Origin of the sequence: Couchioplanes caeruleus (assembly GCF_023499255.1) — a bacterium.
Lineage (GTDB): Bacteria > Actinomycetota > Actinomycetes > Mycobacteriales > Micromonosporaceae > Actinoplanes > Actinoplanes caeruleus_A.
This window is the reverse complement of record NZ_CP092183.1, coordinates 6,944,179-6,967,548: the sequence shown is the minus strand read 5'-3', so window position 1 is coordinate 6,967,548 and position 23,370 is coordinate 6,944,179. Positions and strand designations below refer to the sequence as shown.

The 23,370-nt window shown below is 66.8% G+C and carries 15 protein-coding genes and 3 rRNA genes; 14 read left to right on the top strand and 4 right to left on the bottom strand.

Going from position 1 to position 23,370, the window contains the following annotated elements; all coding sequences use genetic code 11:
* The first annotated feature begins 12 nt into the window (after window positions 1-12).
* The 6 genes from tig (at window position 13) to COUCH_RS32085 (ending at window position 5,900) form a co-directional block, all read left to right on the top strand.
* Window positions 13-1,362: a trigger factor gene (tig, locus tag COUCH_RS32110; RefSeq protein WP_249608934.1), complete on the top strand. Its 1,350-nt coding sequence runs from the start codon at window positions 13-15 to the stop codon at window positions 1,360-1,362.
* Window positions 1,363-1,550: 188 nt separating this feature from the next.
* Window positions 1,551-2,180, top strand: coding sequence for an ATP-dependent Clp protease proteolytic subunit (locus tag COUCH_RS32105; protein WP_249608933.1), 630 nt, complete (start codon window positions 1,551-1,553; stop codon window positions 2,178-2,180).
* 11 nt (window positions 2,181-2,191) lie between these two features.
* Window positions 2,192-2,854 carry an ATP-dependent Clp protease proteolytic subunit gene (locus COUCH_RS32100; protein WP_249608932.1) on the top strand — a complete coding sequence of 221 codons (663 nt, stop codon included), beginning with the start codon at window positions 2,192-2,194 and terminating at the stop codon, window positions 2,852-2,854.
* Between the two features lie 275 nt (window positions 2,855-3,129).
* The gene (gene clpX / locus COUCH_RS32095) at window positions 3,130-4,422 is read left to right on the top strand and encodes an ATP-dependent Clp protease ATP-binding subunit ClpX (RefSeq protein ID WP_249608931.1); all 1,293 of its coding nucleotides are present in this window, start codon (window positions 3,130-3,132) and stop codon (window positions 4,420-4,422) included.
* Window positions 4,423-4,767: 345 nt separating this feature from the next.
* Entirely contained in the window at window positions 4,768-5,064 is a 297-nt protein-coding gene (locus tag COUCH_RS32090; RefSeq protein ID WP_249608930.1) for a hypothetical protein, read from the top strand.
* 41 nt (window positions 5,065-5,105) lie between these two features.
* Entirely contained in the window at window positions 5,106-5,900 is a 795-nt protein-coding gene (locus COUCH_RS32085; RefSeq protein ID WP_249608929.1) for a carbon-nitrogen hydrolase family protein, read from the top strand.
* Between the two features lie 188 nt (window positions 5,901-6,088).
* On the opposite strand, the gene COUCH_RS32080 is transcribed toward COUCH_RS32085, so the two are convergent.
* Window positions 6,089-6,304, bottom strand: a complete 216-nt coding sequence (locus COUCH_RS32080; RefSeq protein WP_199516601.1) for a hypothetical protein — start codon at window positions 6,302-6,304, stop codon at window positions 6,089-6,091.
* 610 nt (window positions 6,305-6,914) lie between these two features.
* On the opposite strand from COUCH_RS32080, the gene COUCH_RS32075 reads away from it, so the two are divergent.
* From COUCH_RS32075 to rrf, 3 genes are all read left to right on the top strand, one after another.
* Window positions 6,915-8,434, top strand: a 16S ribosomal RNA gene (locus COUCH_RS32075).
* A gap of 386 nt (window positions 8,435-8,820) precedes the next feature.
* Window positions 8,821-11,929, top strand: a 23S ribosomal RNA gene (locus tag COUCH_RS32070).
* A gap of 94 nt (window positions 11,930-12,023) precedes the next feature.
* Window positions 12,024-12,140: ribosomal RNA gene (rrf, locus tag COUCH_RS32065) — 5S ribosomal RNA — on the top strand.
* Together the 16S, 23S and 5S rRNA genes form the textbook arrangement of a ribosomal RNA operon.
* A gap of 138 nt (window positions 12,141-12,278) precedes the next feature.
* Here rrf and COUCH_RS32060 read toward each other — a convergent pair.
* Complete coding sequence (locus COUCH_RS32060; protein ID WP_249608928.1) at window positions 12,279-12,947, bottom strand: hypothetical protein; 669 nt, start codon at window positions 12,945-12,947, stop codon at window positions 12,279-12,281.
* A 79-nt stretch (window positions 12,948-13,026) separates the two neighbouring features.
* Here COUCH_RS32060 and COUCH_RS32055 point away from each other — a divergent pair, with 79 nt between their 5' ends.
* From COUCH_RS32055 to COUCH_RS32045, 3 genes are all read left to right on the top strand, one after another.
* Window positions 13,027-15,666 (top strand): valine--tRNA ligase, encoded by a 2,640-nt coding sequence (locus COUCH_RS32055; RefSeq protein WP_249608927.1) that lies wholly within the window; start codon window positions 13,027-13,029, stop codon window positions 15,664-15,666.
* Between the two features lie 97 nt (window positions 15,667-15,763).
* Window positions 15,764-17,089, top strand: coding sequence for a bifunctional folylpolyglutamate synthase/dihydrofolate synthase (locus tag COUCH_RS32050; RefSeq protein WP_249608926.1), 1,326 nt, complete (start codon window positions 15,764-15,766; stop codon window positions 17,087-17,089).
* The gene (locus tag COUCH_RS32045) at window positions 17,086-17,619 is read left to right on the top strand and encodes a DUF4233 domain-containing protein (protein WP_430640838.1); all 534 of its coding nucleotides are present in this window, start codon (window positions 17,086-17,088) and stop codon (window positions 17,617-17,619) included. The genes COUCH_RS32050 and COUCH_RS32045 overlap by 4 nt, the downstream gene beginning before the upstream one ends.
* A gap of 174 nt (window positions 17,620-17,793) precedes the next feature.
* On the opposite strand, the gene COUCH_RS39275 is transcribed toward COUCH_RS32045, so the two are convergent.
* Window positions 17,794-18,369, bottom strand: a complete 576-nt coding sequence (locus tag COUCH_RS39275; RefSeq protein ID WP_249608924.1) for a VOC family protein — start codon at window positions 18,367-18,369, stop codon at window positions 17,794-17,796.
* A 2,318-nt stretch (window positions 18,370-20,687) separates the two neighbouring features.
* Here COUCH_RS39275 and ndk point away from each other — a divergent pair.
* Complete coding sequence (ndk, locus tag COUCH_RS32035) at window positions 20,688-21,107, top strand: nucleoside-diphosphate kinase (RefSeq protein WP_199514037.1); 420 nt, start codon at window positions 20,688-20,690, stop codon at window positions 21,105-21,107.
* 16 nt (window positions 21,108-21,123) lie between these two features.
* On the opposite strand, the gene COUCH_RS32030 is transcribed toward ndk, so the two are convergent.
* Window positions 21,124-21,573: a carboxymuconolactone decarboxylase family protein gene (locus COUCH_RS32030; RefSeq protein ID WP_199514036.1), complete on the bottom strand. Its 450-nt coding sequence runs from the start codon at window positions 21,571-21,573 to the stop codon at window positions 21,124-21,126.
* 100 nt (window positions 21,574-21,673) lie between these two features.
* Between COUCH_RS32030 and COUCH_RS32025 the strand changes: the two genes are divergently transcribed.
* Window positions 21,674-23,224 (top strand): alkaline phosphatase D family protein, encoded by a 1,551-nt coding sequence (locus COUCH_RS32025; protein WP_249608923.1) that lies wholly within the window; start codon window positions 21,674-21,676, stop codon window positions 23,222-23,224.
* Window positions 23,225-23,370 lie beyond the last annotated feature (146 nt).

Genomic DNA, 23,370 nt, shown 5'->3' with positions numbered 1-23,370 from the left:
AGGAGTACGCCTGTGAAGAGCACCGTCGAGACTCTGAGTCCGACCCGGGTGCGGCTCGCCATCGAGGTGCCGTTCGATGAGCTCAAGCCGAGCCTGCAGAAGGCGTACCGCGAGATCGGTTCCCAGGTACAGATCCCCGGCTTCCGGCGCGGCAAGATCCCGGCCGCCGTCATCGACCAGCGCGTGGGCCGCGGCGCGGTGCTCAACGAGGCCGTGCAGGAGGCCATCCCGCAGCAGATCCTCGCCGCCGTGCGCGAGCACGAGGTGAAGACGCTCGGCCGCCCCGAGGTGGAGATCACCGAGTTCGCCGACAACGAGCCGCTGAAGTTCACGGCCGAGGTCGACGTACGCCCCGAGATCACCATCCCCGACCTCTCCACGATCAAGGTCGAGGTCCCCGCCGTCGAGATCGGCGACACCGAGATCGACGAGCAGATCAACGGCCTGCGGGAGCGGTTCGCGACGCTCAAGACCGTGGAGCGTCCGGCCGCCGAGGGCGACTACGTCCAGCTCGACCTCCGCGCCACCGTCGACGGCGAGGAGGTGCCGGGCGGCTCGGCCACCAACATCTCCCACGAGGTCGGCAGCAAGCAGCTGCTCCCGGGCCTCGACGAGGTGCTCGTCGGCCTGGTCGCCGGCGCGGACGCGACGTTCACGACCCAGCTCGTGGGCGGCGACTACGCCGGCCGGGACGCCGAGGTCGCGGTGACCGTCCGGACGGTCAAGGACAAGCAGCTCCCCGAGATCAACGACGAGTTCGCCCAGATGGCGAGCGAGTTCGACACGCTCGACGAGCTGCGTGCCGACCTCAAGGAGCGGCTCTCCAAGGTCAAGAAGGTCGAGCAGATCTACGCCGCCCGGGACGAGGCGCTCAAGCAGCTCGTCGCGGCCGCCGACATCCCGGCGCCGGAGGGCATCGTCAAGGACGAGGTCGAGGGCCGCAAGCAGGCCATGACCGACCAGCTCGAGCGCATCGGCGCCACCCTCGAGGACTACCTGGCCTCCGAGGAGAAGACCGAGGAGCAGATCGACACCGAGCTGACCGAGGCGGCCACCGAGGGCGTCAAGATCCAGCTGCTGCTCGACACGATCGCGGACGCCGAGGACATCCAGGTCTCCGACGACGAGTTCGGTCACGAGATCGTGCACCGCGCTCAGCGCGCCCAGATGCAGCCCCAGCAGTACTACGACCAGCTCGTGCAGTCCGGGGCGGCCGCGGCCGTCTTCGGCGACGTGCGCCGCGGCAAGGCCCTGGCGAACGTCATGGAGCAGGTCGAGATGAAGGACACGGAGGGCAACGTCCTCACGCTCGACGACCTGCGGGCCGCGAGCGAGGACGAGCACGCCGGGCACAACCACTGACGGTTTCCAGGAGGGCCGCCGCGCTTCCGCGGCGGCCCTTTCGGTGTTCCCGGCGGGCCCGGTGCGCTGTCAGCGAACACCTGCCCGAGGGGGAAGCTGATGCGCATCTGACCGGTTAGGTTGGTCGTACGACGGAGAACCTGCCGGCCGGATTCCTCGGCCGACACAGTCAGCTGTGAAGGGCTGCCATGACCGAACTGCACATCCCAGCGAGTCCCACGCTGCGTGGTGACTCCCTCAGTGGCAACCTCGACGATTCGGTCTACAACCGCCTCCTGCGCGAGCGCATCATCTTCCTCGGCAGTGAGGTGACCGACCAGGTCGCCAACCGCATCTGTGCGCAGCTGCTGCTGCTCTCCGCGGAAGACCCGGAGCGCGACATCAACCTGTGGATCAACTCGCCGGGTGGTTCGGTCTACTCCGGCATGGCGATCTACGACACCATGCAGTTCATCGACAACGACGTCGCCACGGTGGCCATGGGCATGGCGGCGTCGATGGGCCAGCTGCTGCTCTGCGCGGGCGCGCCGGGCAAGCGTTACGCCCTGCCGCACGCTCGGATCATGATGCACCAGCCGTCCGGTGGCATGGGCGGCACCGCCGCCGACATCGCCATCCAGGCCGAGCAGATGCTGTACACCAAGCGCATGTTCCAGGAGCGGGTGTCCTTCCACACCGGCCAGGACCAGGCGACGATCGAGGCCGACTCCGACCGGGACCGCTGGTTCACGGCGCAGGAGGCCAAGGACTACGGCTTCATCGACAAGGTGATCACCGGGGCGACACAGGTCCCCGAGGGCGCCGGAACGCTGAACTGAGGAGCTGAGCTATGACAGACCTGACCATGCCTCCCGGGTTCGCTCCGGTGCACAACCGCTACGTCCTGCCCTCGTTCGTCGAGCGCACGTCGTACGGCGTGAAGGAGTCGAACCCGTACAACAAGATGTTCGAGGACCGGATCATCTTCCTCGGCGTCCAGGTGGACGACGCGTCGGCCAACGACGTGATGGCCCAGCTGCTGACGCTGGAGAGCGCCGACCCGGACCGCGACATCCTCATGTACATCAACTCGCCCGGCGGCTCGTTCACGGCCATGACGGCGATCTACGACACGATGCAGTACGTCCGCCCGGACATCAGCACGGTCTGCCTGGGCCAGGCGGCCAGCGCGGCCGCGGTGCTGCTCGCCGGCGGCACGCCCGGCAAGCGGATGGCGCTGCCGCACTCGCGGATCATCATCCACCAGCCGGCCACCGAGGGCGGCTACGGCCAGGGTTCGGACATCGAGATCCAGGCTCGCGAGATCCTGCGCATGCGCACGCAGCTCGAGACGCTGATCGCGAAGCACTCGGACCGTCCGGTCGAGCAGGTGAGCAAAGACATCGACCGCGACAAGATCATGACGGCCGACGAGGCCAAGGAGTACGGCATCGTCGACACGGTGCTGGCCACCCGTAAGAAGAGCCTGCAGGCCGCCGGCGTCGGTAGCTGACGCGTCCCCGGATGCCCGCCGGTTCGCCGCGGGCGGCCCGGGGTGAGCACGCGGTGTCAGGGGCCGGTCGGGTCACGCTAGACTGACTGGCCCCTGACACGCCCGTTTTGGGGGGTCGGAGAACTGCCCCTCAGCGGGTAACGTCGAGTCGGCAACCTCAGTAACGCGGGTCGGCAGACGATGAACTCTGCAAGACGATGATGTGGCGACGAGGAAGATCGTCCTCAAGGCCGGGGCCGGCTGTCAGTCGGCCGATGAGCGCAGGGAGAACGTAGGTGGCACGGATCGGTGACGGCGGCGACCTACTGAAGTGCTCCTTCTGTGGGAAGTCACAGAAGCAGGTCAAGAAGCTCATCGCGGGCCCTGGGGTCTACATCTGCGACGAGTGCATCGACCTCTGTAACGAGATCATCGAGGAAGAGCTGGCCGAAACCGGCGAGGTGAAGTGGGAAGAGCTTCCCAAGCCGATGGAGATCTGCCAGTTCCTCGACAACTACGTGGTGGGGCAGGAACAGGCCAAGAAGGCCCTGTCGGTTGCGGTCTACAACCACTACAAGCGGATCCAGGCCGAGTCGAGCGGCGCGCCCGGTGCGGGCAGCGACGTCGAGGTGGCCAAGTCCAACATCATGCTCATCGGCCCCACCGGTTGCGGTAAGACGCACCTGGCGCAGACCCTGGCCCGGATGCTCAACGTGCCGTTCGCCATCGCGGACGCCACGGCGCTGACCGAGGCCGGCTACGTCGGCGAGGACGTCGAGAACATCCTGCTCAAGCTGATCCAGGCCGCCGACTACGACGTCAAGCGCGCCGAGCAGGGCATCATCTACATCGACGAGGTCGACAAGATCGCCCGCAAGAGCGAGAACCCGTCGATCACCCGGGACGTCTCCGGCGAGGGCGTGCAGCAGGCGCTGCTCAAGATCCTCGAGGGTACGGTCGCGAACGTTCCGCCGCAGGGTGGCCGTAAGCACCCGCACCAGGAGTTCATCCAGATCGACACCACGAACGTCCTGTTCATCGTGGGCGGCGCGTTCGCGGGGCTGGACCGGATCATCGAGTCCCGGATCGGCCAGGGCGGCGTGGGCTTCGGCGCCCACCTGCGCTCGGTGTCGGAGCGCAACACCGACGACATCTTCAGCAAGGTGATGCCGGAGGACATGCTGAAGTTCGGCCTGATCCCCGAGTTCATCGGCCGGCTCCCGGTCATCACGACCGTGCGGAACCTCGACCGCGAGGCGCTCATCAAGATCCTCACCGAGCCCCGCAACGCGTACGTGAAGCAGTACCAGCGGCTCTTCGAGCTGGATGGCGTCGAGCTCGAGTTCGATACGGGCGCGCTCGAGGCCATCGCCGACCAGGCGATGCTGCGCGGCACCGGCGCTCGCGGCCTGCGGGCGATCATGGAGGAAGTCCTCCAGAACGTGATGTTCGAGGTGCCGAGCAACCCGGACGCCGCCCGGGTCCTGATCACTCGCGAGGTCGTCGTCGAGAACGTGATACCGACCATCGTTCCGCGCGAGTTCGTCGGCCGTCGTGCCCGCCGCGACCGCGAGGAGAAGTCCGCCTGACGCCCCCGTACGGGCTGCCGGAGGTCCTGGCCCGGGTGGAGCGCGGCGAGCGCCTCCCGACCGATCCCTGGCTCGATCTTGTGCCGTCACCGTCGCCTGACAAGGCGGCGGTGACGGCCTTTCCGGGGCACATCGTGGTCGCGGCGGACGTGGACCGCGCCTGGCTCGATTCCCGGCTCGTGGACGGTGATCTCGCGGCGCCCCTGTCCCCGCGCTTCCTGACCGCGCTCGAGGACCGCCTGGGGCTGGTCTGCGGCTGCATCGACGCCGTCGTGCTGGCCGACCCACTGCCCCGGGCCGCCCCCGCTCGACCTCGCGCCGCTCGACGACAGCACCCACCCGCGAGTGGTCCGGGCGCGCCTGTTCCGCAGCGACGTCCGCGTCTGGACGGCCGGCGCCTCCGTGCTCGTGATCGGCCGCGGCCTCGCCGGTCGCTGGGAGGCGGCCATCGAGGTCGACGGGCAAGCCCGCAACGCCGGCCTCGGCCGGTCTCTCGCCCGCTCAGCGCGGCACCTCGTGCCCGGGAACAGCCCGGTGTGGGCTCAGGTCGCCCCGGGGAACGCCGCCAGCCTGCGTGCCTTCCTGGCCGCCGGCTACCGTCCGGTCGGCGGCGAGGTCCTGCTGACCCCGCACGGCGCCTGAGGCCGTTTCCGGGTCGCCCATCCAGCCGTACGCTGACTCGCATGCGCGTCGCCGTCTGCCAGCTGAACGCCCGCGAGGACCGTACGCACAACCTCGCCGTGGCCCGCGACCTCCTGGACCGGGCCGCCGCAGCCGGAGCGACCCTCGCGGTCCTCCCCGAGTACGTCGACTATCTGGGGCCCGGCGCAGGCATGCCCAAGCCGGAGCCGGTCGACGGTGAGTTCGCGGCGTTCTTCGCCGCGGCCGCCCGCGACCTCGGCATCTGGGTCCACGCGGGCTCGTTCCACGAGGCCGGCCCGGACGCCGACCACACCTTCAACACCTCGCTGGTCTTCAACCCGGCGGGTGAGCTGGTGGAGACCTATCGCAAGATCCATCTGTACGACGTGGAGATCCCCGGTCGCGTGTCCTACCAGGAGTCCCGCTCGGTGGCCCCCGGCGACCGTACGGTGATCGCCGACGTCGACGGTGTCCCGACCGGCCTGTCCATCTGCTACGACCTGCGCTTCCCCGAGCTGTACCGCCGCCTCGCCGTCGACGGCGCAAAGGTGCTCGTGGTGCCCGCGGCGTTCATGATGCACACGGGCCGCGACCACTGGGAGGTCCTCCTGCGCGCCCGGGCGATCGAGAACCAGTGCTACGTGGTGGCCGCCGGCCAGATCGGCGACCACGAACCCCACCGCACCTGTTACGGCCGGAGCATGGTCATCGACCCCTGGGGCACCGTCCTGGCCCAGGCCCCCGACACCGTCGGCATCACTGTCGCCGACCTCGACCTGGCGCGCCTCGACCAGATCCGTACGGATCTCCCCAGCCTCGCCAACCGCCGCCTGTAGCTCACCGCTCCAGGCGCAGCTCGTCGAAGCCAATCGGCCTCTGGAGTCACCGCAGTGGCAGAGCGGACGCCACTCAACCGACCCACCTCCCCGGCGTACCGGAGTGCCGTCCCGTCACCCGCCCGAAGTACGCCAGACCTTCAGCCTCGGTGGGCGCAGATCCCCGGCTCACCGGCAGGCCGAACCGCCTAGAAGCTCTGCACCAGGTAGCTCACAACGGCGACGCACACCACAGCACCGCCGGCCAGAAGCATGGCTCCGCCCATCCGCGAGGGCCCCCGCATGATCAGGCGATGTACCGACACAACGACCGCCGCCAGCACCAGAATGCCGATGACCAGCTGAGACAGGGGCATCAACTGGTCGAACAGAGCATCGGCGGCGAGCGCCGGGTCAGCAACCATGCCTGCCACTCTGGCACGGTCCCGCCCCAAACGGCGCGTACGCCTCCACCCCCCGATTTGCATTCCGGGTGAGGGGTCGCGTAACTTTCTCTCTGCCCGAGGGGAACCCGGACGGAACGGCACGAAAGTGACGCTTCTCCAGACTTCCCGAGGGCAGCCTGAAGCAGGAGTTAAGCTTGCTGAAGGCACCGGGCGAGGCAGGCGAGCGAAGTTGCGCCAGCGAGAACGACCGGGTAGAGTAAACCGGCCAGCAGGAACCGGACGGATCGATCACTCGATGATCTCCGGACGGCTGCCAGGCCATCCGACAGCACTCACGCCTTCGAGGTGTGAGCGTCAGCGCGGAAAACTGGGCGATGCTACGAAGGTCTTCGGATCTTCCAAGACTCCGGTCTTGCGCTAGCGAAGTCGACCAGGTAGGTTGGAGCGGTTGCCCCGAGCGGGTCGCCCTAACGGGGCGGGTCGAACGGTGTGTGGTTGTTCTTTGAGAACTCAACAGGGTGCTTGATAAGCCAGTGCCAATTGATGATTTGCCCTGGCCAGGCCTTTAGGGTTTGGTTGGGATTCCTTTGGCAGCATTACATGTTGCTGGGAGGAACTTTTCAAGTTTTTGTTGGAGAGTTTGATCCTGGCTCAGGACGAACGCTGGCGGCGTGCTTAACACATGCAAGTCGAGCGGAAAGGCCCTTTCGGGGGTACTCGAGCGGCGAACGGGTGAGTAACACGTGAGCAACCTGCCCTGGACTTTGGGATAACCCTCGGAAACGGGGGCTAATACCGAATATTACTGATGCTCGCATGGGTGTTGGTGGAAAGTTTTTTCGGTCTGGGATGGGCTCGCGGCCTATCAGCTTGTTGGTGGGGTGATGGCCTACCAAGGCGACGACGGGTAGCCGGCCTGAGAGGGCGACCGGCCACACTGGGACTGAGACACGGCCCAGACTCCTACGGGAGGCAGCAGTGGGGAATATTGCACAATGGGCGGAAGCCTGATGCAGCGACGCCGCGTGAGGGATGACGGCCTTCGGGTTGTAAACCTCTTTCAGCAGGGACGAAGCGCAAGTGACGGTACCTGCAGAAGAAGCGCCGGCCAACTACGTGCCAGCAGCCGCGGTAAGACGTAGGGCGCGAGCGTTGTCCGGATTTATTGGGCGTAAAGAGCTCGTAGGCGGCTTGTCGCGTCGACTGTGAAAACCCGCGGCTCAACCGCGGGCCTGCAGCCGATACGGGCAGGCTAGAGTTCGGTAGGGGAGACTGGAATTCCTGGTGTAGCGGTGAAATGCGCAGATATCAGGAGGAACACCGGTGGCGAAGGCGGGTCTCTGGGCCGATACTGACGCTGAGGAGCGAAAGCGTGGGGAGCGAACAGGATTAGATACCCTGGTAGTCCACGCTGTAAACGTTGGGCGCTAGGTGTGGGGGGCCTCTCCGGTTCTCTGTGCCGCAGCTAACGCATTAAGCGCCCCGCCTGGGGAGTACGGCCGCAAGGCTAAAACTCAAAGGAATTGACGGGGGCCCGCACAAGCGGCGGAGCATGCGGATTAATTCGATGCAACGCGAAGAACCTTACCTGGGTTTGACATCACTCGAAAACTCGCAGAGATGCGGGGTCCTTCGGGGCGGGTGACAGGTGGTGCATGGCTGTCGTCAGCTCGTGTCGTGAGATGTTGGGTTAAGTCCCGCAACGAGCGCAACCCTCGTTCGATGTTGCCAGCGCGTTATGGCGGGGACTCATCGAAGACTGCCGGGGTCAACTCGGAGGAAGGTGGGGATGACGTCAAGTCATCATGCCCCTTATGTCCAGGGCTTCACGCATGCTACAATGGCCGGTACAAAGGGTTGCGATGCCGTGAGGTGGAGCGAATCCCAAAAAGCCGGTCTCAGTTCGGATCGGGGTCTGCAACTCGACCCCGTGAAGTCGGAGTCGCTAGTAATCGCAGATCAGCAACGCTGCGGTGAATACGTTCCCGGGCCTTGTACACACCGCCCGTCACGTCACGAAAGTCGGCAACACCCGAAGCCGGTGGCCTAACCCCTTGTGGGAGGGAGCCGTCGAAGGTGGGGCTGGCGATTGGGACGAAGTCGTAACAAGGTAGCCGTACCGGAAGGTGCGGCTGGATCACCTCCTTTCTAAGGAGCAACTAGCCGGTGAAAGCCGGTCAGTGGCCCGCACCGCCCGACTGTGGTGGTGGGGTGCTCGAAGGCGGAGACACTGGTCAGTCAATGTCCGGCAACGGCCGGCAGTCTTAGTACACACGGCGTGAGTCGTGACGGAACGGTTGCTGCTGGTGCGGCTGGTGTAGGCGATAAGCACCCTGTTGGGTCCTGAAGGAACAACTGGTCCACCTGTGGGTGGGGTTGTTTTTTCGGAACGGCATTCCAGGCATGGCCTGGTCCTTCATACCGCTCGAGAGATTCGGCTGTTGCCGTGATCGGGGTTTGGTGGGGGGCTGTGGGGTTGTGGGTTGGTTGTTGGTTGAGAATTGCACAGTGGACGCGAGCATCTTGTTTTCTGTGGTTAAGTTGTCAAGGGCGAACGGTGGATGCCTTGGCACCAGGAGCCGATGAAGGACGTGGGAGGCCGCGATAGGCCTGGGGGAGCTGTCAACCTAGCTGTGATCCCAGGGTGTCCGAATGGGGAAACCTAGCACGAGTCATGTCGTGTTACCTGCATCTGAATTCATAGGGTGTAGGGGGGAACGCGGGGAAGTGAAACATCTCAGTACCCGTAGGAAGAGAAAACAACAGTGATTCCGTGAGTAGTGGCGAGCGAAAGCGGATGTAGCCTAAACCGGTTGCGTGTGATACCTGTCAGGGGTTGCGTGGCCGGGGTTGTGAGACCCACTTATCACATCTGACAGTGTGGTGAAGAGTTATAAAGCTTGCGGTTAGTTGAATGGTGTGGGAAAGCCAACCGTAGAGGGTGAGAGTCCCGTAAACGAAAGTCGTTAGCCTCTTTGTGGTGTTCTCGAGTAGCAGCGGACTCCTGAAATCTGCTGTGAATCTGCCAGGACCACCTGGTAAGGCTGAATACTTCCTGGTGACCGATAGCGGACAAGTACCGTGAGGGAATGGTGAAAAGTACCCCGGGAGGGGAGTGAAATAGTACCTGAAACCGTTCGCCTACAATCCGTCAGAGCCTTTACCGGTGATGGCGTGCCTTTTGAAGAATGAGCCTGCGAGTTAGTGGCATGTGGCGAGGTTAACCCGTGTGGGGTAGCCGTAGCGAAAGCGAGTCTGAAGAGGGCGTTTGAGTCGCATGTTCTAGACCCGAAGCGGGGTGATCTAGCCATGGGCAGGTTGAAGCGTGGGTAAGACTGCGTGGAGGACCGAACCCACCAACGTTGAAAAGTTGGGGGATGACCTGTGGTTAGGGGTGAAAGGCCAATCAAACTCCGTGATAGCTGGTTCTCCCCGAAATGCATTTAGGTGCAGCGTCGCGTGTTTCTTGCCGGAGGTAGAGCACTGGATGGTCTAGGGGGCCTACAAGCTTACCGAAATCAGCCAAACTCCGAATGCCGGTAAGTGAGAGCGCGGCAGTGAGACTGCGGGGGATAAGCTTCGTAGTCGAGAGGGAAACAGCCCAGATCACCAGCTAAGGCCCCTAAGCGTGTGCTAAGTGGAAAAGGATGTGGGGTCGCATAGACAACCAGGAGGTTGGCTTAGAAGCAGCCATCCTTTAAAGAGTGCGTAATAGCTCACTGGTCAAGTGGTTCCGCGCCGACAATGTAGCGGGGCTCAAGCACACCGCCGAAGCTGTGGCACTCACACAATAACTCCGCTGCGATCCTTGAGGTTGTGGTGCAGGTGTGTGGGTGGGTAGGGGAGCGTCGTGCTACCAGAGAAGCGGCGGGGTGACCCAGCCGTGGAGGTTGCACGAGTGAGAATGCAGGCATGAGTAGCGAATGAAGGGTGAGAAACCCTTCCGCCGGATGACCAAGGGTTCCAGGGCCAGGCTAATCCGCCCTGGGTGAGTCGGGGCCTAAGGCGAGGCCGAGAGGCGTAGTCGATGGATAACGGGTTGATATTCCCGTACCCGCGTAGGAGCGCCCATGACGAACCTTGCTGTGCTAACCACGTGATCTGCCGGCGGCCTTCGGGTCAAGGGTAGTGAGCCTGGGAACCTGGTGGGTAGTAGTCAAGCGATGGGGTGACGCAGGAAGGTAGCTGATCCCGGCCGGTGGTTGTGCCGGGGTAAGCGTGTAGGCCGTGCCATAGGCAAATCCGTGGCGCATTGAGGCTGAGACGTGATGCCGAGCCGATTCAGGTGAAGTCAGTGATCCTATGCTGCCGAGAAAAGCCTCTAGCGATGTTCCGAGCGGCCCGTACCCCAAACCGACACAGGTGGTCAGGTAGAGAATACCGAGGCGACGGGCGAACTGTGGTTAAGGAACTCGGCAAATTGCCCCCGTAACTTAGGGAGAAGGGGGGCCGGACGCGTGAAGGCACTTGCTGCTGGAGCGTGGTATGGCCGCAGAGAGCAGGGGGAAGCGACTGTTTACTAAAAACACAGGTCCATGCGAAGTCGTAAGACGATGTATATGGACTGACGCCTGCCCGGTGCTGGAACGTTAAGGGGACCTGTTAGCTCTTCGGGGCGAAGCGGAGAACTTAAGCGCCAGTAAACGGCGGTGGTAACTATAACCATCCTAAGGTAGCGAAATTCCTTGTCGGGTAAGTTCCGACCTGCACGAATGGCGTAACGACTTCCCCACTGTCTCAACCACAGGCCCGGCGAAATTGCAGTACGAGTAAAGATGCTCGTTACGCGCGGCAGGACGGAAAGACCCCGGGACCTTTACTATAGCTTGACATTGGTATCTGAATGCAATTGTGTAGGATAGGTGGGAGCCGGTGAAGCTCGGACGCCAGTTCGGGTGGAGGCAATCTTGAAATACCACTCTGTTGGATTTGGGTATCTAACTTGCGGCCCTGATCGGGTCGAGGGACAGTGTCTGGTGGGTAGTTTAACTGGGGCGGTTGCCTCCTAAAAGGTAACGGAGGCGCCCAAAGGTTCCCTCAGCCTGGTTGGCAATCAGGTGTTGAGTGTAAGTACATAAGGGAGCTTGACTGTGAGACTGACAGGTCGAGCAGGGACGAAAGTCGGGACTAGTGATCCGGCACTTGCGTGTGGAAGCGGTGTCGCTCAACGGATAAAAGGTACCCCGGGGATAACAGGCTGATCTTCCCCAAGAGTCCATATCGACGGGATGGTTTGGCACCTCGATGTCGGCTCGTCGCATCCTGGGGCTGTAGCAGGTCCCAAGGGTTGGGCTGTTCGCCCATTAAAGCGGTACGCGAGCTGGGTTTAGAACGTCGTGAGACAGTTCGGTCCCTATCCGCCGTGCGCGTTGGATACTTGAGAAGGGCTGTCCCTAGTACGAGAGGACCGGGACGGACGAACCTCTGGTGTGCCAGTTGTCCCGCCAGGGGCACGGCTGGTTGGCTACGTTCGGAAGGGATAACCGCTGAAAGCATCTAAGCGGGAAGCTCGCTTCGAGATGAGGTATCCCACCACCTTGAGTGGGTAAGGCTCCCAGCTAGACGACTGGGTTGATAGGCCGGAGATGTAAGCCAGGTAACTGGTTCAGTCGACCGGTACTAATAGGCCGAGGGCTTAACCACCCTAAACTTGATCCTCTATGCGTCCACTGTGTGATTCACAGCAAACAACCATCCCCGGCATGCTGGGTGTGTTGGTTGTACCGCTGATAGGTGTTTCGGTGGTTATAGCGGAGGGGAAACGCCCGGTCTCATTCCGAACCCGGAAGCTAAGCCCTCCAGCGCCGATGGTACTGCACTCGGGAGGGTGTGGGAGAGTAGGACGCCGCCGGACTCAACGTGGGTGACGCCCGTCCAGGACTACGGTCCCGGACGGGCGTCACTTTTTTATGCCCACCCCCCTTTATCGAGGTGGTGGTGGTGTGGCCGGCCCGGTTACGGGACCGGCCATTCTGCGTTTCTGGGACCTGGGTCAGGAGCGGGTTTGCGCAGCGGAGCGGATCTCCTGGAGGAGCTTTGCTGAGTCTGGCTGCGTACGGCCGGGGAACATGGCGAGGGCCAGGCTGCCGTGGTCGGCCCAGCCGCACACCGGCATGTCCGTACCGTCGGATTTGGTGGTTCCGCATTTCATCGTGCCGCCCAGGGGGCCGGCCGGGACGTCGTGCAGGTCGGTGACCGCGCCCTGGTCGTCGGAGACCAGGTCGAAGGCGGTTTCGAGATCGCTCTCCGGGGTCCAGAACAGCGTTGTGCCGCCGAAGAAGAGCACGTCTTTGCCGTCGCCTGTGGAGTAGACCGCTCCTACGGCGTTGTCGAGGTCAACCTCTGCGGAGAGGGCCGTCTGGAGGTAGTCGGCCGTACTCTTGCCGTTGTCACTTGTGTCGAGCTTGAGGGCGCCGATCTGCGGGGGAGCCGTGAGGGTGGCGTCCTTCTGCGAGGCGATGCGCCAGCCGGCGTACCCGAGAATTCCCGCACCGGCCAGGCTTGCCGCCAAGAGTGACGCGAGCACGATGGTCTTGGTCCGTGACCTGGGTTCTTGGCTCTCCGGCTGCTCGTCGGTGGGCTCGGTGAGCGTGAACGGCTCCGGTGCGATCTCGACCGGTTCCGCCGGGGAATCGGACATCGGGCCAGGACGATCGGACATCGTGCGAGCCTAACAACAGTTATCCACAGGCAGGGCATGCGGCCGCGAGTCACCCCCGCGGGCTCCGTAGACTTGGCGGGTGACCGAAGCAACCGACACCCGTACCCCTGACAGCCGGCCCACCGGTGGCCTCTCCGCCCAGTACCAGCCGGGCGAGGTAGAGCAGCGGCGGTACGAGCACTGGGTATCGGCCGGCTACTTCACGGCGGACCCGGCGAGCGACAAGCCGCCCTTCTCCATCGTCATCCCCCCGCCGAACGTGACGGGTTCCCTGCACATCGGGCACGCGCTCGACCACACGATCCAGGACACGCTCAGCCGGCTGAAGCGGATGCAGGGCTTCGAAGTTCTGTGGTTGCCCGGGATGGACCACGCCGGCATCGCGACGCAGAACGTCGTCGAGCGACAGCTCGCCTCGCAGAAGCTGTCCCGGCACGACCTCGGACGTGAGAAGTTCGTCGAGAAGGTCTGGGAGTGGAAGGCCGAGTCCGGGGGCGCGATCCTCGGACAGATGCGGCGCCTCGGCGACTCCGTCGACTGGAGCCGCGAGCGGTTCACCATGGACGAGGGGCTGTCGCGGGCCGTACAGACGATCTTCAAGCGGCTGTACGACGACGAGCTGATCTACCGTGCCAACCGGATCATCAACTGGTGCCCGCGGTGCCTCACCGCGCTCAGTGACATCGAGGTCGAGCACTCCGAGGACGACGGCGAGCTCGTGTCGATCCGGTACGGCGACGGGGACGACGCGATCGTTGTCGCCACCACGCGAGCGGAGACGATGCTGGGTGACACGGCTGTGGCCGTACATCCGGATGACGAGCGGTACAAGCACCTGGTCGGGACCGAGGTGGAGCTGCCGCTGACCGGGCGGCGCATCCCGATCGTGGCGGACGAGCACGTGGACCCGAGCTTCGGGACCGGTGCCGTCAAGGTCACGCCGGCGCACGACCCCAACGACTTCGAGATCGGGCAGCGGCACAACCTGCCGAGCATCACGATCATGGATGAGCGGGCCGTGGTGACCGTACCCGGGCCGTTCGAGGGTCTTGATCGGTATGAGGCGCGGCCGGCGGTGGTGGACGCGCTGCGGGAGCAGGGGCGGATCGTCGCCGAGAAGCGGCCTTATGTGCACTCCGTCGGCCACTGCTCCCGGTGCAAGACCACCGTGGAGCCGCGGCTGTCGCTGCAGTGGTTCGTGAACACCGGGCCGCTGGCCAAGGCCGCCGGCGACGCTGTTCGGGACGGCCGGGTCGCCATTGAGCCCGCCGAGTTGTCGAAGCGGTACTTCGCGTGGGTCGACAACATGCACGACTGGTGCATCTCGCGGCAGCTGTGGTGGGGACACCGGATCCCGGTCTGGTACGGGCCGAACGGCGAAGTCGTGTGCGTCGGACCGGACGAGAAGCCGCCGGCCGGCGAGGGCTGGAAGCAGGACGAGGACGTGCTCGACACGTGGTTCTCGTCGGCGCTGTGGCCGTTCTCCACGATGGGCTGGCCCGAGCAGACGGACACGCTGGCGAAGTTCTATCCGACCAGCGTGCTCGTCACCGGGTACGACATCCTGTTCTTCTGGGTCGCGCGGATGATGATGTTCGGCCTGTACGCGATGGACGACGTGCAGCCGTTCAACGTGGTGAACCTGCACGGCATGGTCCGTGACGGGCACGGCAAGAAGATGTCGAAGTCGTTCGGCAACGTCGTGGACCCGCTGGACTGGATCGACCGGTACGGCGCCGATGCCACCCGGTTCACGCTTGCGCGGGGCGCCAACCCCGGATCGGATGTACCGATCAGCGAGGAGTGGTGTCAGGGCTCGCGCAACTTCTGCAACAAGCTGTGGAACGCGACCCGCTTCGCCCTGATGAACGGGGCGACCGTCGAGGGCGAGCTGCCATCGGTCGATGAGCTGTCGTCCGTCGACAAGTGGATCCTGTCGCGGCTTCAGCACGTCATCAGCGACGTGGACGAGCAGTTCGCGGCGTACGAGTACGCGAAGGTGTGCGACACGCTGTACCACTTCGCGTGGGACGACGTCTGTGACTGGTACGTCGAGCTGAGCAAGCCGGTCCTGGCGGCCGACGGGGCTGAGGCTGCGCGTTCGCGGCGGGTGCTCGGGTATGTGCTGGACCAGCTGCTGCGCCTGCTGCATCCGGTGATCCCGTTCGTCACCGAGGAGCTGTGGACGGTGCTGACCGGCGCCGAGACCATCGTGCGGGCCTCGTGGCCGACGGTGGACAGCGCCCTGATCGACGACGCTGCCGAGGAAGAGATCGTCTCGCTGCAGAAGGTCGTCACCGAGGTCCGGAGGTTCCGCTCCGACCAGGGTCTGCGGCCCGGCCAGCGGGTCAGCGCGGCGCTCACCGGTCTGGGCAACGTCGGCATCGACACGCACGAGCCGTTGATCCGGTCGCTGGCCCGGCTCGACGCGCCGACCAGCGAGTTCAGTGCCACGGCGACGCTGGCCATCACCGGTGGCATCACCGTGGACCTCGACACCCGGGGGACGATCGACGTCGCGGCGGAACGGGCGCGGCTCGAGAAGGACCGGGCGGCGGCCGAGAAGGAAGCGGCCCAGTGCCGGGCGAAGCTCGGCAACGCCGCGTTCGTCGGCAAGGCGCCGGAGCCCGTGGTGGCCAAGATCAAGGATCGGCTGGCAACCGCGGAGGCCGACCTGGCCCGGATCGCGGCGGCTCTGCAGAGCTTGCCGGCCGCATGAGCAGGAGGTCCTGGATGCAAGCCGGCCACATGAGCAGGGGGTCGTCCGTGGAAGCCGGCCGTTCGAGCGGGCGGTCCTTGGTGGAAGCCGGTGCGGCATGAGCACGTATGACGAGGTGGTGGCCGCGCTGAACGGGCGTGGCTTCACCCGCATGGCGTTCGACATGCAGAAGATCCGGGACCTCATGGACGTGCTGGGCAGCCCGCAGCGGGCGTACCCGGCGATCCATCTGACCGGGACGAACGGCAAGACGTCGACCGCGCGCATGATCGACAGTCTGCTGCGGGCGCACGGGCTGCACACGGGGCGCTACACCAGCCCGCATCTGGAGACTGTCCGGGAACGGATCAGCCTCGACGGGGAGCCGGTGTCCGAGGAACAGCTGGCTGCCACGTACGACGAGGTGGCGCCGCTGGCCGAGCTCGTCGACAAGCGGGCCGCCGAGCCGCTGACGTACTTCGACATGACCACGGCCATGGCGTACGCGACGTTTGCGGATGCTCCCGTGGACATCGCCGTGGTCGAGGTCGGTCTCGGCGGTGAGGAGGACGCCACCAACGTCATCGAGGCGGGGGTGTGCGTCATCACGCCGATCGGGCTCGACCACACCGAGTGGCTGGGCGACACGATCGAGGACATCGCCTGGGCGAAGGCGGGCATCATCCACCAGGGCGCGACCGTGATCAGCGCGGTGCAGACCGAGGAAGCGATGCGGCCGCTGCTGGATCGCTGCGCCCAGATGGGTGCCACGCTCGCCCGGGAGGGCAGCGAGTTCGGCGTGATCCGCCGTGACCAGGCGGTCGGCGGGCAGCTGCTCACGTTGCAGGGGCTCGGCGGCGTGTACGACGAGGTGTTCCTTCCGCTGTTCGGGGCGCATCAGGCACAGAACGCGGCGCTCGCACTCGCCGCCGTCGAAGCGTTCCTCGGAGCCGGGAGCGGGCGGCAGCTCGAGGCTGAGCTCGTACGCGAAGGATTTGCGGGGGTGGACTCGCCGGGCCGGTTGGAACGCGTCCGCAGCGCGCCCACGATCTTGCTCGACGGCGCCCACAATCCGCACGGCATGGCCGCGACGGTGGGTGCCCTGGAGGAAGAGTTCGCGTTCCGCCACCTGGTCGCGGTGGTCGCCGTGCTCGGCGACAAGGACGTGTCCGGGCTGCTCGACCTCATGGAACCGGTCGTCGCGCGGCTCGTGGTGACGCAGAACAGCTCGCCTCGGTCGATGCCGGTCAACGAGCTTGCTCAGATCGCGTCGGACATCTTCGGTGAGGACCGGGTGACGGTCGCGCAGACGATGCCGGATGCGATCGAGGAGGCCGTGGTGCTGGCGGAGGAGGACACCGGTGGGGAGTTGAGCGGGGTTGGCGTGCTCATCACCGGGTCCATGGTGACGGTGGCGGATGCTCGGAAGCTGTTGAAGAAATGAGTGAGGCGGCCGGGCCTTCATCCTCGCCTGGGGAGTCGGGTCCTGTTCCTGCTGGACGGTCTACGGACGACGGCTCCTCTTTCGAGGGCTCCACTCCCGGGGGCTCCGGGGAGGGTGGTTCCGCCGGCGGTGGTTCATCGGATCGTGGTTCATCGGGCAGTGGTCTTGCTGCCGGTGAAGGCGTGGGTGGGCCTCGGTCGGGGCTTCGGAATCCGGCGGGGGCTGTGCGGGGACTCGGGGCCGGCACCTTGGTGCTCGAGGCGATCGTTCTGCTGCTCGCCATCCAGCCGATCCGGATTCTCGGCGGGGATCTGAGCGGGTGGGGGATCGGGGCCGTCGTCGGGCTTGCCGTTCTCGCCGCCGGGGTGGCCGGGAGTATGAGGCGGGCGTGGGCTTGGCATGCGGGTACCGGGATTCAGGTGCTGTTGCTTGCCTGCGGGCTGCTGCATTGGTCGTTGGCGGCTCTGGGGCTGATTTTCGGGGCTGCCTGGGCTTATGCGAGCTATGTGCGGCGGACGATTCTGGGGTGATGGCGCCGCGGCGGAATGGTGCTTGGATCGGTTCTTGAAATGTCGACGGCCGCCGGGGCTGGTGCTCCGGCGGCCGTTTTGCGTGGTGCTTCGGGTGGTTGTCAGCGGGTGATGCTGGGGCAGGCGTCAGCCTTGTCGCCAGGTGCAGGCGTCAGCCCGGTGCTGGGGTGGTGGTCAGCGGATGGCGCGCCATTGGGTTATGGCGATGTTGTGGTCGTCCGGGTCTCGGAATGATGCCGCCCAGAGTTCGAGTTTGTCTCCGCGGTTCACCGGGCGGGGGCCGTGGACGAAGGTCACGCCCTTGCGTTTGAGTTCCTCGTACACGGCTTCTACGTCGCCTACCTCGAGGTTGAGGTGGATGAGGCGGCTGGCCACGGTGGAGAGGTCCTTGACCGTACGCAGGACCAGGCGGGTGTCTCCCGAGGCCAGGACCGCGCTCGCTGAGCCCGCGTCGATGACGTAGAAGCCGAGCATGTCCTTGTAGAAGGCGATCGAGCGGTCGAGGTTCGTCACCAGGACCGTGATGCCGACGCCGTGGATGGCTGCCGACGGGCCCGGGCGGGCGCTCGGGTACGCGGTGATGAGGTCGTTCGTGCGGTCGTCCGGTTCGAAGCCGCCTTCCAGGTCTGACCAGGGGCTTCCCGGCTGGCCGCCCGTCGGCTGAGCGTTCTCGGTGTCGCTCTCCGCGGCTCGAGGCGGCGGGGCGACCCGCGGGGCGGTCGGACGCGGCGGGGCCGGGGGTTGATTCACCGTCGGGGGTTGCTGCGTGGGCTGCGCGACGGTCGGAGGGGTGACCGGCTGTGGTTCGGGTCGCGTCGTGGCCGGTTGAGGTGCTGGGTGCGCGGCGGCTGGGTTCGGGGCCGACGGCTGGGGTGTTGGCTGCTTTGCCGAAGGGTGTGGGGCTGTGGGCTGCGGTGGCCGTGGGGGTTGGCCGGCGGTTGGTTGGCTGGCGGGTTGGCTGGCGGTTGGTTGGCCGGCGGTGGGTTGCGGCGTGCGGGGTTGCGGTGCCGGCTGCTGTCGGGCTGCCGGCTGGGGTCGCGGTGCCGATTGGGGGGTCGCTGCCGCACGTGCGGGCGGGGTGGCGTCGGGGTCGTTCGCCTCGGCGCTGGGGTGGTCGTTTCTGGCGCGGAAGGCGTTGCTGATCGCCGAGACGCCGGCGGCTACCGCTGCGGCCAGGCCGGTGGCGGCTGGTTTCGGGCGGGGGGCCGGGCGGTCCGCTGCTGGGGCGGATGCCGCTACCGCGCCCGTTCGAGCCGTCAGGTGGGACTCGGGGCTGTCCGGGGCCGGCTGAGGGTGCGGGGTGACCGACGAGGGCTCCGGGCGCCGACGGGCCGGCGCCGGCGAGGTGGGCTGCGGGGTTGCGGTGGGTTCCGGGGCGGGCTGTGCAGTGGGCGCCGTCTGAGGCGCGAGCGAGGGCTTCGGGGCGGCCGCGGCTTCGGGCGTAGGCGTGGGTTCTGCGGTGGGGGACGTGCGTTGCTGCCACGGGGGCGGTTCGAGGTCGCCCAGCAGGTCGTCGTCCATCGGTTTGGGGGCTGGGGGGCGGTTTGATTCCGCGTCCAGCAGGCCGGCCGCCCTTGCCTGGGTTGTGGGGTCGGCAGGCTGGGGGGTGGTGGTGCGGTCCGCGGGGTCGGGGGTTTCTGTTGCCGGCGGGGCGAGGATGTCGGCGGCCATTGCCGATTGCGCCTGGGGCCGGGTTTCCGGGGCTGGTTCCGGGTCGCCGTCCAGGCGGAGGTCGATGTCGTCGTCCCGGAGGGGCGCGGTCGCTTGATCGGCCGGTGGGGTTACCGCGGGCGCGGCTGCCGCAGCCGGGGTGGTGGGTGGCGCAGTTTGCGGAGCCGGGGTGGTGGGTGGCGCAGTTTGTGCAGCCGGGGTGGTGGGTGCCTCAGAATGGGAGTCGCGGGGGTCGGCAGCTGGGGCCTTGGGGGGCGCCGAGGGTTTGGTGGGCGTCTCCGAGGTGGGGGTCGGGGCAGCCGCGGGTGCTTCCGGGGTCTGGGGTGGGGAGGCCGGGGTCGCCGCGGTGGGTGGTTCCGCGGTTCGGGTTGGGGGAGCTGGGGTCTCGCCGTCCGGGGGTGGGGCCGACTCCGTGGTGGGGGCCGGGCGGGGCCTCGGGCGCGGGCTGGGGCGGGGCTCGGTGCGGGTGGGGGGTGGGGCTGTGGCTGTGGCCGTACGGGCTCGTTGGGGGAGGGGTTGGGTGTAGTCGCCCTCCACGACCTGGCCTTCGAGGATCGGGCCGCCCGGGTCGTCGCGGACGATCACGTGGGCTGGGGGTGGTGGCGGCGGGATGTCGTCGTCGAGGGTGCCCGTTCGGGGGGCCGGGGGCGGCGGCGGGGGTGGTTCGTCCGGGCCTCGGCCCCATTGGCGGTCGCGGGTGGCCCAGGGGGGTGGCTCCGGGTCTCCGCCGAGGAGGTCGTCGTCCGGGAGGTCCTCCTCGTAGAAGGCCGGGGGGACGTTGGTGACCGTCGCGCCGTGGGTGTCGGCCTCTTCCCAGTCGATTTTCACTCGGCGCATGTCGTCGACGTCGACCGTGACCGGCAGCATGTCGCCCGGCTGGGGCCACTTTGCCACCGGGACGCGGGGGTCGCGGACCGTCACCTCCCTGGCCGGCAGGCCCGGGGCGATGATGACGACCTGGAGCTCGGCCCGGCCGTAGATCGACGTCGTGGGCGGGTCCGAGACCGCCTTCACCTGGGCGGAGCCCGCCACCCAGGCGCGGGCGCCGCGGCGCGCCACGTTGACCATGCCGATGCCGATCGCCAGCGCGAGCATGGCCGCGCCCAGGGCGACGATCGCCCAGCTCGACATGCCGAGGCCGAACACCATCACGAAGCCGGCGATGGTGCCGACCACCGCGGCCACGACCTTGCGGGCCGGGGCTACCGGCCTGCCGTTCTGGTTCGCCACTGTGGACCTCCCGGGATTACCCATGAGGTTACGTAGCGGCGAGCACCCGGGGAAAGGGCGCTACCCGGCGGTTGGCACCCGGGCCGAAAACCGTACCGATAGGCTGACCTCCCGGCCGCGTACCCGGCGTGTCGGCTTGTCGCGTACGACATCAGGAGGCCTTTCCCGTGTCCACCAGCACTGCCGAGCGGACGCTCGTGCTCGTCAAGCCCGACGCGCTGCGGCGCGGTCTGCTCGGGGAGATCCTCGGCCGGTTCGAGCGCAAGGGCCTGGTCATCGAGGCGCTCGAGCTGCGGACCATGGACGCCGGGCTGGCCGACCAGCACTACGCCGAGCACGTCGACAAGGCGTTCTACCCGCCGCTCAAGGAGTTCATGACCGGTGGCCCGCTGGCCGCGCTGGTGCTCTCCGGCGACGAGGTGATCTCCGTCGTGCGGACGCTGGTCGGCGCCACGGACGGGCGCAAGGCCGCCGCGGGGACGATCCGCGGCGACCTGTCGCTGTCCAACCGGGAGAACCTGGTGCACGCCTCCGACTCGCCGGAGAGCGCGGCCCGCGAGCTCGCGCTCTGGTTCCCCAAGCTCTGAGCGGCGGCCCGAGGCTCTAGGCGGCCTCTTCCAGCGCGGGCGGCTCGTTCTGGACGGCGATCGAGAGCCGGTTCCAGACGTTGATGGTCGCGATGGCCATCAGCAGGTTGCCCAGTTCCTCCTCGGTGAACTCCTTGGCGGCCGGCTCCCAGACCTCGTCGGGGACGCCGTGCTCGCCGAGGCGGGTCACCGCGTCCGTGAGAGCCAGCGCGGCGCGCTCCTTCGCGGTGAAGAAGGGCGCGTCGTGCCAGGCCGCGACCGCGAAGAGCCGGCGGCTGGACTCGCCCATCTTCAGCGCCTCGGTGCTGTGCATGTCGGTGCAGAACGAGCAGCCGTTGACCATGGACGCGCGCAGCTTGACCAGCTCGTACAGGGTCGGGTCGACGTTCTCGCGGCAGTACTTCTCCATGCCGTAGACCGCGCGGTAGGCGCCCGGTGCCACTTTGTCGATCGTCAAGCGGGGCATGTGTTCCTCCTGGTGAAGTGCGTTGTCGGTACGGGGACGAGTCAGGCCGCAGCGATGTGACATTCACCGGCGATTCATGTCCGGCCGATAGACCTGCCTCATGACCTCGATCGATCGACGCAGCCTGCTGCGCGCCGGCCTCGCCGGTGGTGTGCTGAGCGCCCTGCCCGCCGCGCCCGCGCTCGCCGGCGGGACCTGGAGCGGGTGGAGCGCCAGCCGACCCGTCATCACCCACGGCGTGCAGAGCGGCGACGCCACCGCCTCGTCCGCCGTCGTGTGGACCCGGGCCGACCGGCCGGGCCGGATGTGGGTCGAGGCGAGCCGCCGCCCCGACCTGCGGGGCGCGCGCCGCGTCCACGGCCCGGTCCTCACCCCGGACACCGACTTCACCGGCAAGGTGCGGCTGCGCGGGCTGCCGCCCGGCGAGCGCTTGTTCTATCGCGTACGGGTGGAGAGCCTCGACCGTCCCGGCCTGTTCAGCGAGCCCGTCGACGGGCGGCTCGGCACCGCACCCACCCGGCGGCAGGGCATCTCGTTCGTCTGGACCGGTGACGTGGTCGGGCAGGGCTGGGGGATCGACCCGGCGTACGGGGGCCTGAAGATCTTCGAGTCGATGCGGGCGCGGCACCCCGGCTTCCTGCTGCACAGCGGCGACACGGTGTACGCGGACGGCCCGCTGACCGCCCAGGTGACGCTGCCGGACGGGCGGATCTGGCGCAACCTGATGACCGAGGAGAAGTCCAAGGTCGCCGAGACGCTGACCGAGTACCGGGGGCAGTACGCGTACAACCTGCTGGACGAGGCGTACCGGGCGTTTGCCGCGGAGGTGCCGCAGGTGAACCAGTGGGACGACCACGAGGTGCTGAACAACTGGTATCCCGGGGAGATCCTCGACGACGCGCGGTACACCGAGAAGCGGGTGGACGTCCTGGCGGCTCGCGCGCATCAGGCGTACCACGAGTGGGTTCCCATTCCGTCGCAGTCGGGACCGGTTCATCGCATGATCCCGTACGGTCCGCTTCTGGATGTCTTCGTGCTGGACATGCGCACCTTCAAGGACCCGAACGACGGCAATGTCTATGCCGACCCGCAACGCGGGCTGCTCGGCAGCGAGCAGCGGGAATGGTTGATCCGCGGGCTGAAGCAGTCGCGGGCGACCTGGAAGGTGATCGCCAACGACCTGCCGCTCGGGATCGTCGTGCCGGACGGGCCCACCGCGCAGGAGGGTGTCGCGCAGGGTGACCCGGGCGCGCCGAAGGGCCGGGAGTTCGAGTTCGCGCAGGTCCTGCAGGCGGCGCACCGCGCCGGGGTGACCGGCATCGTCTTCCTGACCGCGGACGTGCACTACACGGCCGCGCACCACTACGACCCGGCGCGGGCGGCGGTGCAGGACTTCACGCCGTTCTGGGAGTTCGTCTCCGGGCCGGCGCACGCCGGGGCGTTCGGGCCGAACAAGCTCGACGCGACGTTCGGGCCGGACACCGCGTTCATCCACACGCCGCCGGTCGCGAACGCGTCGCCGGCGGAGGGCTACCAGCACTTCGGCGAGGTCCGCATCGACGGGCGCACCGGCGACTTCCGGGTCGACCTGCGCGATCGTGAGGGCGTGTCGCTGTGGAACACGACGCTGAAGGCGCCCCGTCGGCGGTAGGGAACATTCGCGGGCCGGTATCGTTGTCTTCTGCAGGCGTCGATCCGGCCATCACCGGGGAGCCTCCGGAAGAACGGATCTTCGGATCTCAGTAGAACCGGGCGGCACCGGCCCGCATCCCAGCCGGCGAATGAGCGGGCGGCCCG

Bases quoted from the DNA above. Each gene is read 5' to 3' on its own strand.
- COUCH_RS32105 (WP_249608933.1), top strand. From the start codon at position 1,551: ATGACCGAACTGCACATCCCAGCGAGTCCCACGCTGCGTGGTGACTCC.
- COUCH_RS32100 (WP_249608932.1), top strand. From the start codon at position 2,192: ATGACAGACCTGACCATGCCTCCCGGGTTCGCTCCGGTGCACAACCGC.
- COUCH_RS32085 (WP_249608929.1), top strand. From the start codon at position 5,106: ATGCGCGTCGCCGTCTGCCAGCTGAACGCCCGCGAGGACCGTACGCAC.
- COUCH_RS32080 (WP_199516601.1), bottom strand. From the start codon at position 6,304: ATGGTTGCTGACCCGGCGCTCGCCGCCGATGCTCTGTTCGACCAGTTG.
- COUCH_RS32060 (WP_249608928.1), bottom strand. From the start codon at position 12,947: ATGTCCGATCGTCCTGGCCCGATGTCCGATTCCCCGGCGGAACCGGTC.
- COUCH_RS32050 (WP_249608926.1), top strand. From the start codon at position 15,764: ATGAGCACGTATGACGAGGTGGTGGCCGCGCTGAACGGGCGTGGCTTC.
- COUCH_RS32045 (WP_430640838.1), top strand. From the start codon at position 17,086: ATGAGTGAGGCGGCCGGGCCTTCATCCTCGCCTGGGGAGTCGGGTCCT.
- COUCH_RS32030 (WP_199514036.1), bottom strand. From the start codon at position 21,573: ATGCCCCGCTTGACGATCGACAAAGTGGCACCGGGCGCCTACCGCGCG.
- COUCH_RS32025 (WP_249608923.1), top strand. From the start codon at position 21,674: ATGACCTCGATCGATCGACGCAGCCTGCTGCGCGCCGGCCTCGCCGGT.